The following is a 13475-nucleotide window of genomic DNA, read 5'->3' as shown; positions in this document are numbered from 1 at the left end:
AACAGAAGACACGTTAGCTAAACCAGAACCCTAAAGCTATAAACTATCTAATTCTATGATGCGCTAGGCGCACCCTACGGCTTAACTACAAAACCATAGTCAAATATATTGACTACAAATCTGTAGCTAACTGCCTTAATAGTAGTAAAGGTGGACATAGGGAGCGGTTCAGCTTGAGCACCGTCAAAAAATTGCACTACAATTTTAGGTGGAAATGGGGTGTGGTTTAGCCTCGATTGCAGCGGATATACTTAGCGATGCACAGGGTTGCGGGCGCTTAGCACGGGTCGGTATCGAGACAGCAGGAACGACCCTTGCTATTAGCGCCCGCGCCTGTGCAAGCTAAGATAGTAGCGTAAAGCGGGACTAGCTACTTTTAAGCCTACTTTTTAAGCCCTTCCCGAAAGCGCTTATAATCCTCAGCCGTTTGATCAACTGCCTCAACCATCGGCACGTGACCGATATCCTTCATCATAATGACTTGTGATTGTGGAATGATGTCTTTGATCACCTTGACGGTTTCAGGCTTGATGACTTGGTCTTTATCACCCCATACCACGAGCGTTGGGATATTGTAGTCGGCGATGACTTTGGCGCGCTCCTCGACATTGTCAGTAACGATTTGCTCCAAAATATTGGCGTGTAGCTCTCTATTGGCAAGGCGCTCTTGCGCAAATACTGCTTTGACCGATTTTGGAATATATGGCGGCTTGTACATGACAAAATCGTACATATCGTAGAAGTCTTCTTTGCTATTAATCAGCAAAGGATTGTTCTCAAGGGTTGCGCCCTCTAGCGATTTTGGCACGCCCGCTGACCAAAACCCTGCGCTATCGACCAGCCACAGACTTTTGACGTCATTGGGATACTTTGCCGCATACGCGACACTGATCGCGCCGCCCATCGAATTACCGCCGACATGAATATTGGACGCCACGCCCTTGGCTTGCATCAGCTCATGCAAGCGTGTGGCTTGTGCCTGTGAGCGGTAGTCTGCGCCCATAGGCTTACTCGATTCGCCAAAACCAAGCAGATCAGGAATCAGCAAATGATAACCCTCTAGCTCATCAGCGATACGGGTAAAGTTGTCTTTGTTACCACCGAAGCCATGAATAAGAAGTAAAGGCTCGCCTGCGATGTTGCCGTTTTCGGCATAGACCAGCTTATCGCCAGACGCTAGCGTGAATGATTTGGTCGTTAGATCCGATTTATTGCGCTCATACTGAATGAGCTTTTGGGTAGTATTGACCGCAAGTGTGTTGGGCGCGGTAGTGCAGCCAACGACGGACGCCGCCAGTAAAGTGGCGAGACTAAGACGTTTTAAGATCATGAGAGCTTCCTAAATATGAATTTTGCTTATGAGTTTAACGGCAAACTCGTATTTAGGGTTGTTAATTGATAACTTGATAGTCAAAGTAGTTTTGTAATAAACAAAACGACCACCGAGCTGATTACCTTTCTAATCAAATGACTCAAGCATTGTCATTTATAATAGGCGTCTTTATTCAACCTACGCCTACTTGGATGGCAAAAAGGATGCACATTGAGCGATACCAGTACCTCCACTGATAAGAAGCGTGACCTTACCAAAGGATCTATTCCTAAAACCATGCTGCTATTTGCCTTGCCTACCCTTGGCTCATCAGCGCTACAGTCTCTAAACGGCTCGATCAATGCCGTTTGGGTGGGTCGGTTTTTGGGTGAAGAGGCGCTTGCCGCAACGGCGAACGGCAATATCTTGATGTTTATTATGATCTCTTTTGTCTTTGGTTTCGGTATGGCGGCGACTATCTTGATCGGTCAAGCGATGGGCAGCCGCAACGAGGTCCTGATCAAGCGCACGATGGGAACGGCGCTGGGTAGCATTATTCCGATAAGTGTACTGGTCTCGGCAGGCGGATGGATATTTGCGCCGATGCTACTAGATCTACTCGGTACGCCGCCAAGTGCGTTTGATCTTGCGCTGACTTATCTGCGCATGATTTTTATTGCGATGCCTGTCACCTTAACTTTTACGCTGATGATGATGGCGCTACGCGGCACAGGGGACTCTACGACGCCGCTTTGGTTTATTATTATATCAGTGGTCATTGACCTGGTTTTGACGCCGACGCTCATCTTGGGTCTGGGGCCGTTTCCTGAATGGGGTATATTTGGCTCGGCGGTTGCAACTGCGGCGGCAAATGCTATCGCGCTTATTGGCATGATTATTACTTTGTACTGGCGCGGCTCAGTGCTGACCTTAAGTATGCCAGAGCTGCGCTTTTTGCGTGCTGACCGTGAGATTTTGAAGTCGATGTTCTCCAAAGGTTTGCCCATGGGTCTGCAGATGATCGTTATCTCATCAGCGGCTTTGACTATGCTATCGCTAATTAATCGCGAGGGCGTGCAGACGACCGCTGCCTACAGCGCGACCCAGCAGCTGTGGACGTATGTACAGATGCCTGCCATGGCGCTCAGTGCGGCGGCAAGCGCCATGGTCGCGCAAAATATCGGTGCTGATCAATGGAGCCGCGTGGCAGGAATCACCCGCTGGGGGCTTATCTTTAACGTAGTGTTAACAGGTACTATGATCGGCGTACTAACCATTTTTGATAGCACTATTTTGAGCTTTTTCTTGGGTAGTGATAGCCCAGCGGTACCGATTGGACGCCATATTCAGCTCATGGCGACATGGGGCTTTGTGTTCTTTGGTATCGCGCAAGTGTTCTTTGGCACTATGCGTGCAAATGGCTATGTGATTTGGCCGCTGATTGTCATGGTGATCTCGATGTATCCGGTGCGACTTGGCTTTGCTTTTGGGCTTTATCCTGTACTTGGCACCGATGCGCTTTGGCTGTCGTTCCCAGCAGGCATGGTTGCTACCGCTGTGATGGGCGGAGGACTATATCTACACGGCGGCTGGCGTAAAGGCAAAAACCTATCGGCAGAGGAAGCGGCGCAAAGATCTGAGGGCTACCGTGCTCAGGTAGGAACGTGTTCGTCGTGCCGTGATATGGCACCGACGACGTCGTGGAAGCATTTACCTTCGCTGCGTATTGCCGACTTACGCCACAAACTTCAGAGCATTGATTAGGTACTGCAAAAGGGCGAATTTAGTGAGGCTAAGCGTTGGCATCGAGTTGGGGCTAGCTCAATAAAAACGTCACCGCCGCTAGCGCATGAATAGCGGTCATTAAAAACAATAACTAAGCAGAAGATTATGGCAAACACTACTACCCTCAACATTCGTATTCGTCGCAAATACTACCGTCTGATATTTACCTGCCTTATGGCGCTAATGATGTCGCTTATCATTTCAGCGGCACTGATACTGGTCAAGACGGGCTATAGCGATCATTTTTTCGCTGATCTAATGGGCTCATGGGGACTGGCATTTGTCTTTGCTTGGCCCAGTGCTTATCTCTGCGCGTATCTGGTGCAAGAGCATGTGCTGAGCCGCATCGAGTTTTATTGATCTTGTTAGACTCTCACAACATCAGGTAACCAAATCTGCCTTGCTAGTAATCCAAGCCTCTTGTTAAGGTAATTGTTTATAACAACAATAAAGGAGGCCACTATGCAAGCCTATCTACTCCATAAAGCAGGCGGTATTGAGAATCTAACTCTAAGTGAGATTGATACGCCCATGCCCAAAGATGGTGAGGTGCTAATTAAGATCAAAGCCATAAGTATCAATCCTGTCGATGTCAAAATACGCGAGATGCCAAAATTACTAGACAAAGTCTATGGCACCGATAGACCACTGATTTTGGGCTGGGATATTGCAGGTATAGTCCATGCGGTGGGCCGCGATGTTACTGACTTTAAGGCGGACGACAAGGTATTTGGACTCGTTAACTTCCCAGGTCATGGCAGTGCGTATGCCGAATACGTCGCCGCGCCTGGCGAGCATTTGGTCGAGATTCCTGAGGGCACCTCTTTTCCAGAAGCCGCCGCGACCACGCTTGCAGCATTAACCGCATTACAAGTACTACGCCCAAGAATAAAGGCGGGTGATAAAGTCCTGATACATGCAGGCTCTGGCGGCGTCGGTCATTTTGCGGTACAGATCGCCAAAGATATCGGCGCTTATGTCATCTCCACCTCCTCCGCTGACAATAGGGATTTTGTGTTGTCGCTCGGTGCAGATGAGCATATCGATTATGAAGCTCAAGACTTTGAAAAAATAGTCTCAGATATCGATTTTGTATTGGATGCAATCGGTGGTGAGGTGCTCAAGAACTCTCTAAAAGTGACCAAAGATGGCGGCGAAATCATCAGTCTACCTGCCCCGCAATTCTCTGATGAGGTACTCGATTATACGCATGAGCACGACATCGATGTTGCTTATTTTAACGTCACCTCTAATGGCGATGATATGCAAACCCTAAAGACTATGCTTGAGAAGGGGGTGCTAAAACCGCATGTGTTCAAGACTTTTGCCTTTGCAAAGCTGCATGACGCGCATCGTCAAGTTGAGACCAATCATACCGTAGGTAAAGTAATCGTTGAGGTATAGCTCATTTATTAAAGAACGCATGAATCAAAAGGTTTAACTAAAGTCACATTGCGAACCTTTAGGTTCACTTGTTATGGTAGTGCTTGTTTTATAGCTATCGAGCAAGTAGCTAAGCATTTGCAAAAACATTCAAAAGTACAAAACACTTAAAATCAAAAAAAGGATTTATTATGCGCAGCGCAACTTATAACGAATTTGGCAAACCAACCGAAGTCCTCAGCCTAGGCGATCGCCCAATTCCTGAGCCCAAAGCCACCGAGGTACGCGTCAAAACCACCCTCGCCTCTATTCATAATCATGACCTATTGACCATTCGCGGCAAATATGGCTTTAAGCCTGAACTGCCAGCCATCGCAGGCTCTGAGGCGGTAGGCGTGGTCGATGCTGTTGGTAGTGATGTCAAAAATCTAAAAGTCGGTCAGCGTGTCGCCGCAGCCAGTGTACAAGCCACTTGGGCGGAGTATTTCGTCGCTGTCGAGGATATGGTCTTTGCCATCCCTGAGAGCTTAGATGATGAGATGGCGGCGCAATTGATCGCTATGCCGCTAAGTGCCCTTATGCTGCTCGAATTCTTAGAAGTAGAAAGTGGTCAATGGGTCATTCATAACGCTGCTAATGGCGCGGTCGGTAAGTCGCTTGCCATGCTAGCCGCAGCGCGCGATGTCAACACCATCAATGTCGTACGCAGTAAAGAAGCGGTAGAGGAATTAGAAGCGGTCGGCGCAAAGAATAACATCAATACCGAAGATGAAGACTGGAAAGAACAGGTCAAAACGCTCCTCGGTGACGACAAAATCAGCGCAGCAGTTGATTCGGTCGGCGGTCAAGACAGCGGCGATATGCTCTCGCTCCTAGGTCATGGTGGCACCTTTGCAGTATTTGGCGCGATGTCAGGTAAGCCTATGGTACTTAACCCTACCGATGTGATCTTTAAACAGGCGGTGATCAAAGGATTTTGGGGTAGCAAGCTGAGCCAAGAGATGAGCGTAGAGAATAAACAACGCCTAGTTGATGAACTTATCGAGCGCGCGGTAGATGGTAAATTACAGCTTCCTGTCGAAGCTACTTTTGATTTGGCTGATATCACTCAAGCGGTCGATGGCAAATTGCAATCGGGTAAAAATGGTAAGGTATTACTTAAGCCATAAATATATACAAACCTACTAGCACTAAACCACTATTTTTTTAGGAGATACTATTATGTCCGAGCAAACCTTTAAAGCGCTAGTCGTACGCGAAACCAGCGACGGCGAATTTAACAAAAGCATTGAGCAGCGCCATGTTAGCGATTTACCTGAGAATGATCTGCTAGTTGAGGTGCATTACTCATCCTTAAATTATAAAGACGCAATGTCAGCCTCAGGCAATAAAGCTATTAGCAAAAACTTCCCACATACCCCAGGTATCGATGCTGCTGGCGTGGTCGTTAGCGATAAGTCTGGCACTTTTACCAAAGGTCAAGAAGTCGTCATCTTTGGCTATGATCTAGGCATGAACACTGATGGCGGCCTCGCTGAGATGATTGCTATTCCTGCTGATTGGGCGGTTAAATGTCCAGACTCTCTCACGCTAAAAGAGGCGATGATCTATGGTACGGGCGGTGTCACTGCCGCGCTTAGTATCCAAAAGCTTGAGAAAATGGGCGCAAAACCTGAACATGGCTCTGTCGCCGTCAGCGGAGCAACGGGCGGCGTCGGTAGTATCAGTATCGCCATACTTAATCAATTGGGTTATGACGTTATCGCCTTCTCAGGAAAAACGGAACAAACCGAGCATCTCAAAGAGCTTGGCGCAACTGAAGTCCGTCATCGTGATAGTGTCAATGAAGTCGGCAGTCGACCTGTCGGACGCGAGCTGTGGGCCAATGCTATCGATACCGTTGGCGGTGACTATTTAGCGAACTTGCTCAAGCAAACCAAAGCAGGCGGCGCGGTGACCTCTTGTGGTCTGGCGGCCTCTGCTGAATTCTCCATGACGGTACTACCCTTTATCACTCGCGGCGTCTCCTTGCTCGGTATCGATTCGGTCTTTATTCCGTTAGAGGATAAAAAGGCAATCTGGGAGAGAGTGGCTACGGATATGAAGCTGCCTAATCTTGAGAGTTATGGCGAAGAGATTACCCTTGAGCAAACGCCTGAGTACTTAGATCGCTTTATGGCGAGTCAGACGGTTGGGCGTTATGTGGTGAATGTGAAGGGTTAGATTTTGGTTTAGAAGGTGGGTTTTTAAATAATGGCAGTGCTCTTTTGGGGTGCTGCTTTTTTTGACTTGAATAGCTCTTAAAGTCATACAAACTAAGTAATACTCATAGGTTGCTTGGTAATCAGCTCTTTCACTTCTTAATTAATTTCCAAAAATTACACAACTAATTACACATAATGTGTATTATATAGTAACTTTAAATAGACTTATCAGCTTACTGAGAGTTCGTTATGTGTGACTACAAAAAGTTATCGAATCAGCCTTTAGTCTTTGTATTAGCAGAATTTAGATTTTCTCCTATACTAGATATAAAGGAATATATACCCAAGATTCAAGATGCTTTGAGAAATAAGCTACCCATATCAAAAAACACGGAAACCCAAGATATTACGGTTTCGCCTAACGGAATTAGCGTACAGGCTCAAGCCAACTGGGAATTTATCTCCAAAAACAGTCATACAGCAGCTTCGGTTAATCAGAATCGTTTATTATTTATGACTAGTGAATACGAACGTTTCGATGGGTTTAAAGAGTACTGTGATTTCTTATTACAAACTATTATAGACGTCGTTGATCCGAGCCTCTGTTTGGGTCTTGGCTTGCGCTATAGTGATACTATTTTCGATATTGAAAATAAGGGATCAATCGAAGATTTCGTTCAGCCTAGGCTATATAACAACGATGACTTAATGCTATCAGGAAATTTATTAAGACAGACCAATGAAACCTTATGGAAAACGAAAGAAGGCGCTATTTTTATTCGTTCAATATATGGTGAAGATAGGGTTTTAGTTTGGCCTGATGCGGAAAACTTACCTGTTGCAATGCAAAAGACTTCTGATAAACCTGTGAAAAGACTACTTTTAGATATCGACCATGTATGGGATGCTCAAGAAGAAGAGTCAGGGCCATTAGATTTTGATAAGGACTTAATACTCAGTAAGCTTGCGAGCATGCACAAAATCAGTAGAAAAGCATTTTGGAATGTAACAACAGAAAAAGCCAAGGAGGCATGGAAATGAGACCAAATAGTTATGGATCTAATTGGAACAAAAGTATTACTACCGCTCTTATAGGCGCCTCTATTCTTGCCACTACTCCAACCTATGCTTCTAAAAAATCAACCAGCTACGATGATAGTCGCTACGTGGTAGATAAGATGAGTCGATCAAGCGGCTCCAGTATTAATGTTAAGTACAATACTCGTCAGTCTCAGCTTTCGACAATAAAAGAGTATTTTGATTTGAGTGATGAAGAGCTTGCTAACCTTGTTGGTGTCTCAAGAAAAACGCTGTACAACTGGGAGAAGCAAGGGATTAGTAAAGAAAAAGATAGACAAAGAGTGTTTGAGTTAAGCGTTATCGCAGAAGACTGGAATTACAATAAGCTTCCTACTGATAAAGAAAAGCTGTTTACCCCTATTATAGGTTCTACTAGCGTGATGCAAATGTTGACAGATAAAGAGCTTGATAGAGAAAAAATAATTTTTGCAGGTCGACGTCTTGCTCACCAATCATTGACGCCTGAAGTAGGTTTGATTTAGAGGTATAAATGCAGCGTTCCGTACTCGAAGCATTAGGATGGCGACAAGGCAGCTTTATTGATTCCGAATCAGTTGCAAAGCTGATAGGTGATATGAATAGTAAGTTCACTATATCTGCTAATGACTTATTAGTTGTGGCTTCACAATCGTGCGACGTTGCATCTTCTCAAGAAGAATATATTGAATTATCTATTGTACGGCTTTTACGAGCTGGAGAGTTTAGTAAACAATATAGCCATAATCGTCATCCTAGAGTACTTCATATAGAAGCAAACTCAAACAGCTCTGACGAGAAAATCAATTTAAAACTGCAAGCTCATGAAAAGATACAAATAGAAAAACAACTTCTTGAAGAACACACTCCTGATAGCTCAATTAACTTTTCAGAGGAAAATCTAAATCAATATGTAGATTGGTTAGCAGGTCGTTATAAGAGACCTGCATTACCTACGAAGTTTGATCAGCTAATCGCATTTTCTGACAAGAAAGGTAAAAGAAAAAAGATTGCTAAACGAGCTAATGACTATTTAACTGGTATATATGTTGAGATTTATCCAAATCGGGATATTAACGATGGTGAGACTTATTCAGTGAATTTGTTAGGTATAACTTCTGGCGAACAGTCTATTACCTTTGCTACTGATGTACTTAATGACTATGCTGATATATTGAAAGATGCTGGAATGGACGTTTCTGTTTCTAAAGTAGGTACTGAATTTCAAATTTCTTTAGGTACTTTGCGTCAATATCAACGTATCAATTTTGACTATCTTTCATACGAAGAAAGTAACCCTTTACCACCTGATACAAGAATTTAGACAAAAAAACACCCAACAAGTTGAGTGTTTTATGTTATCTAAAACCAATCATTAAACTAAACAACCCTACTCCCACTCAATAGTAGCCGGCGGTTTACTCGACACGTCATAAGTGACGCGCGAGACGTCTTTAATCTCGTTCATAATGCGATTACTCACCGTTTCAATCAGCTCATAGGGCAGATGGGCAAAGCGCGCGGTCATAAAGTCCACGGTCTCGACCGCACGTAACGCAATCACCCACGCATAGCGACGACCGTCACCGACCACCCCGACCGATTTGATCGGCTGAAATACTGCAAAGGCCTGCGCGGTTTTGTCGTACCAACCTGAACGCTCAAGCTCTTGCATAAATATCGCATCAGCAAGGCGTAAGATATCGGCGTATTCTTTTTTGACTTCGCCGAGGATACGTACGCCCAAACCCGGCCCTGGGAATGGATGACGATAAATCATTTTCTCAGGTAAGCCAAGGGTGATACCCAGTTTACGCACTTCATCTTTGAACAGATCACGTAATGGCTCGATAAGTTTAAAGGCCAAATCATCGGGCAGTCCGCCGACGTTATGGTGGCTCTTAATGACATGCGCTTTGCCTTGATGCGATTTGGCTGATTCGATAACGTCTGGATAAATCGTGCCTTGCGCCAAGAACTCAATCTCTTTGCCATCGCTTTGTTCGCTAACTTGGCGCGCGCTATCGGCGAAGACATCGATAAAGGTTTTGCCGATGATTTTGCGTTTGGCTTCAGGATCAGACTCGCCTGCTAGCGCGTTTAAAAATAGATCCTCAGCATCGACACGGATGACTTTGACACCCATGTTTTCCGCGAAGACTTGCATCACTTGATCGCCTTCGTGCAGACGCAGCAAGCCATTATCGACAAACACACAAGTGAGCTGATCACCAATCGCTTTATGCAGTAGTGCCGCCACCACCGAGCTATCGACGCCACCTGAGAGACCAAGCAGGACTTGCTTATCACCGATTTGCTCTTTGAGTTGCGCGATACGCATATCAGCGATATTGTCTGGTGTCCACTCGCCAGAGCAGTCGCAGATTTGATGCACGAAGCGACCGAGTAGCGCTTGCCCTTGTAGCGTATGGGTGACCTCTGGATGAAACTGGAGACCGTAATAGTGCTTATCATCATCCGCCATAATCGCAATCGGACAGCTGGGCGTGCTGGCGATAATCTCAAAGCCTTTGGGTGCTTCAACCACCTTATCGCCATGACTCATCCAGACATTTAGATTGGCTGTGCTGTTTTCCGTAGTGCTGTCTTCTATGCCATCAGTAAGCTGTGAGTGACCGTTTACATTGATTGTCGCTGCGCCGAACTCGTGAATATCGCTGGCATGTACCTTACCGCCGAAACGGTCCGCCATCGCTTGCATACCGTAGCAAATGCCAAGTACAGGCACGCCTAACTCAAACACGGCATCATTGATACGCGGGCTGTTCTCTGCATGGACGCTCTCAGGACCACCCGATAGGATGACGCCTTTTGCGCCAAAATCGATGATACGCTGAGTGTCGATATCATAAGGGAACATCTCACAAAAAACGCCAGAATCGCGCACACGGCGGGCGATCAACTGGCTATATTGCGAGCCAAAATCAAGGATAAGGATGCGGTCTTCTTTGATAGTTGGAATTGCAGAATTATTGGCGGCAGGGGTCATAATATTGTCCAATGGTAAAAGCAGAAAAATAAGCGTATTTTAGCAAGAATAAGACGAGTATGCGCGACTGATAACATCGATTGTGCAACATAAAAGAGTACCTTTTCGCATCGGCAATCATACAAGTGCGCTAATTTAATACATAAACCCTTGGGTTATTCGTTACTATAATTTTGATATAACAATAATGGAGACAGCTCGTGAGCAAAACAGCCAAACCTAAATTTGACAACCCAAAAGACTATATCCTTACTAAGTCCGATATTGGCGCTATTCCCGAAACCAGACACGTGCATCAGTTTAACGAAAACGCTATTCGCCATACGGTATCTCTAAGTGACATCGTTGGACTGAACACTTTTGGTCTGCATCTGGTACGCGTTGAGCCGGGCGATGAGACCACCCAGCACCACTATCATGAAGAGTCAGACGAATTTATTTATGTGCTAGAAGGCGAGCTATCACTGCGTTATGGCGACGAGAGTTATCCATTAAGTGCAGGCGATTTTGTTGGTTTTCCAGCGCACGGTGCGGCGCACTCGATGCGTAATGATAGTGATAATGACGCGGTGTATCTAATGGGTGGTAGTAGACCGCCGATTGATATCACCAATTATCCCGATATCAAACGCAGAATGTATAAGATCCATGGAGAAAAGGAATTTGTCGATTTGGTAGATTTAGGTAGGGTCTAAATAAATAATGGATAGAGCGAAAGATAAACTTATAAAGAATAGTTTTTTGTATTGCGATTATCTAGAAAAATTAGTATGGTGACTTATTATTTGGTTTAGTCATTAGTTGAGTTTTAGCATCTTGTATAGACTCACTGCCATTCAAAATATTACGATTATAACTCGACAGGTATGTCTCTATGAGCAAACTCAAATCTCTTATCCGTAAAAGCCCTAAAGTCGATAACGCTGCGCCTCTCGCAATCACCTCTGATAGCGAAAACGCCGACAACACCAGTTTAGATATGACTTCCAAAACCAACACCCCCATCGAGCAAACGCGCTGGAATGGTTGGGGCAACGTCAATATTAATAAAAAAGTCTCGCCGCATGGCGCAAAACTGATCAAATCCCACATTGGCAAAACCAAAAAACTCAAATCAGTTAGCCTGCAACAAGTGCTAAAAACTGTACCACAATCACGTTTGCCTGCTGAGCTTACTGATTTAGATATAGTGACGACTGATAGCGAAGTTAGACTTAGACACGCCCGCGGACAGAGCTTTCCTGATTGGATTGCGATGCATGGCGGCGACTTTGAAGTGTTCCCTGACGGCGTGGCGCACCCAAAATCGACCAATGATGTCGAGCAATTACTTAAATTAGCCCAAGAGCACGACTTGATTGTCATTCCTTTCGGCGGCGGCACGTCTGTAGCTGGACACATCAATCCGCAACAGGGCGCGCGTCCCGTGTTAACAATCGCTATGAGTAAAATGGATCAACTTATCGACCTAGATAGGGAGAGCCAAATTGCTACTTTTGGTGCCGGTACGCAAGGACCAGCGGTTGAGGCGCAATTGGATGAGCATGGTTATCGCTTAGGGCATTATCCGCAGTCGTGGGAGCTGTCGACACTTGGTGGTTGGATTGCCGCGCGCTCTAGTGGTCAGCAGTCCTTAGGCTACGGGCGCATCGAGCAGATGTTCGCTGGCGGCACTTTAGTGACCCCGCAAGGCGTGCTAGAGATTGCTGATATTCCTGCATCCTCGGCAGGGCCTGATCTGCGTGAGATGATGATGGGCACTGAGGGTCGCGCGGGTATCTTTACCGAGGTAAAAATGCGCGTGCAATCGCAACCTGAGGAAGAGCTTTTTAAAGTGGCCTTTTTACCGAATTGGGAAGCGGGTAAAGCGGTACTTAAACAAGCAGTGCAACAAGATATTCGCTTGTCTATGCTACGGTTAAGTAATGCGGTCGAGACTGACGCACATTTGCATCTAGGTACTACGCCAAGTCAGTTTTTAGCGATTAGCACTTATCTAAAAGCGCGCGGGCTGAGCTCAGAAAAGGTAATGCTCACTTATGGATTCTCAGGCGATAAAGCGCAGAATAAATTAGCGCTAACTCAGTTTAATAAACTGTTAAAGCAAAATGGTAGTGTCACGGGCAAAATCACCGATATTATGGGCAGCGTCTGGGTGCACGGGCGTTTTAAGTTCCCTTATCTGCGCGGTACGCTTTGGGATAAAGGCATTATGGTTGATACCTTTGAGACCGCCACCAACTGGATCCATATCGACGAGCAAATGGCGCAGATGCAAGAGGCGGTCAGAAACTCACTCGCTGATGAAGGCGAGAAAGTCATGGCCTTTACCCATATCTCGCACGTTTATAAGCAAGGCGCAAGTCTTTATACCACCTACTTTTTCCGCGCCGCCAAAGATCATGCAACCACCTTACAGCGCTGGCAAAAAATCAAACATGCGGCAAGTACTAGCGTGGCTAATGGCAAAGCGACGATATCACATCAGCATGGCGTCGGTCGCGATCATGCCCCGTATCTGGCTGCCGAAAAAGGTAAGCTTGGCATTCAAGTGACTCGTGATATGCTCAAAAGCTTGGATCCTGAGCAGCGTATGAACCCGGGTGTGTTGCTCGAAGAGTAATTTTAATTAAGAGCTTTGTTTATAGCCAGTTTGATAGAAGAGCGTTACAGCGCGGCTGGTCTTGATTTTGCGCAGCCTCTGGAGTGACGCAGTCGCACAGCA

13 protein-coding genes are annotated in these 13475 nt (G+C 45.8%); 11 read left to right on the top strand and 2 right to left on the bottom strand.

Features of this window, described 5'->3' with window-relative positions; all coding sequences use genetic code 11:
• Positions 1-214 precede the first annotated feature (214 nt).
• On the top strand, positions 215-346 hold the full coding sequence (locus ACR64J_RS00155; RefSeq protein ID WP_435949965.1) for a hypothetical protein: 132 nt from the start codon (positions 215-217) through the stop codon (positions 344-346).
• Positions 347-382: 36 nt separating this feature from the next.
• Here ACR64J_RS00155 and ACR64J_RS00150 read toward each other — a convergent pair whose 3' ends face one another.
• Positions 383-1330 (bottom strand): alpha/beta fold hydrolase, encoded by a 948-nt coding sequence (locus ACR64J_RS00150; protein WP_435949964.1) that lies wholly within the window; start codon positions 1328-1330, stop codon positions 383-385.
• A 213-nt stretch (positions 1331-1543) separates the two neighbouring features.
• On the opposite strand from ACR64J_RS00150, the gene ACR64J_RS00145 reads away from it, so the two are divergent.
• From ACR64J_RS00145 to ACR64J_RS00110, 8 genes are all read left to right on the top strand, one after another.
• Positions 1544-3076: an MATE family efflux transporter gene (locus ACR64J_RS00145; RefSeq protein WP_435949963.1), complete on the top strand. Its 1533-nt coding sequence runs from the start codon at positions 1544-1546 to the stop codon at positions 3074-3076.
• A gap of 126 nt (positions 3077-3202) precedes the next feature.
• Positions 3203-3457 carry a DUF2798 domain-containing protein gene (locus tag ACR64J_RS00140; RefSeq protein ID WP_435949962.1) on the top strand — a complete coding sequence of 85 codons (255 nt, stop codon included), beginning with the start codon at positions 3203-3205 and terminating at the stop codon, positions 3455-3457.
• A gap of 102 nt (positions 3458-3559) precedes the next feature.
• A complete protein-coding gene (locus tag ACR64J_RS00135; protein WP_435949961.1) occupies positions 3560-4501 on the top strand; it encodes an NADP-dependent oxidoreductase in 942 nt (313 codons plus the stop codon).
• Positions 4502-4671: 170 nt separating this feature from the next.
• Positions 4672-5649 carry a zinc-binding dehydrogenase gene (locus tag ACR64J_RS00130; RefSeq protein ID WP_435949960.1) on the top strand — a complete coding sequence of 326 codons (978 nt, stop codon included), beginning with the start codon at positions 4672-4674 and terminating at the stop codon, positions 5647-5649.
• A gap of 52 nt (positions 5650-5701) precedes the next feature.
• Positions 5702-6703, top strand: a complete 1002-nt coding sequence (locus ACR64J_RS00125; RefSeq protein ID WP_435949959.1) for an oxidoreductase — start codon at positions 5702-5704, stop codon at positions 6701-6703.
• Positions 6704-6933: 230 nt separating this feature from the next.
• A complete protein-coding gene (locus tag ACR64J_RS00120) occupies positions 6934-7725 on the top strand; it encodes a TIGR04255 family protein (RefSeq protein WP_435949958.1) in 792 nt (263 codons plus the stop codon).
• A complete protein-coding gene (locus ACR64J_RS00115) occupies positions 7722-8246 on the top strand; it encodes a hypothetical protein (protein WP_435949957.1) in 525 nt (174 codons plus the stop codon). The genes ACR64J_RS00120 and ACR64J_RS00115 overlap by 4 nt, the downstream gene beginning before the upstream one ends.
• Positions 8247-8254: 8 nt before the next feature.
• Positions 8255-9064 (top strand): hypothetical protein, encoded by an 810-nt coding sequence (locus tag ACR64J_RS00110; protein WP_435949956.1) that lies wholly within the window; start codon positions 8255-8257, stop codon positions 9062-9064.
• A gap of 66 nt (positions 9065-9130) precedes the next feature.
• Here the strand turns inward: ACR64J_RS00110 and guaA are convergent, their stop codons facing one another.
• A complete protein-coding gene (gene guaA / locus ACR64J_RS00105) occupies positions 9131-10750 on the bottom strand; it encodes a glutamine-hydrolyzing GMP synthase (protein ID WP_435949955.1) in 1620 nt (539 codons plus the stop codon).
• A 200-nt stretch (positions 10751-10950) separates the two neighbouring features.
• Here guaA and ACR64J_RS00100 point away from each other — a divergent pair, with 200 nt between their 5' ends.
• Together ACR64J_RS00100 and ACR64J_RS00095 are read left to right on the top strand one after the other, a co-directional pair.
• A complete protein-coding gene (locus ACR64J_RS00100; RefSeq protein WP_435949954.1) occupies positions 10951-11445 on the top strand; it encodes a cupin domain-containing protein in 495 nt (164 codons plus the stop codon).
• 179 nt (positions 11446-11624) lie between these two features.
• A complete protein-coding gene (locus tag ACR64J_RS00095) occupies positions 11625-13373 on the top strand; it encodes an FAD-binding oxidoreductase (protein ID WP_435949953.1) in 1749 nt (582 codons plus the stop codon).
• The last annotated feature ends 102 nt before the right edge of the window (positions 13374-13475 follow it).

Source organism: Psychrobacter sp. DM8 (genome assembly GCF_051307025.1).
GTDB lineage: Bacteria > Pseudomonadota > Gammaproteobacteria > Pseudomonadales > Moraxellaceae > Psychrobacter.
This window is presented reverse-complemented; position numbering and strand designations above follow the sequence as displayed.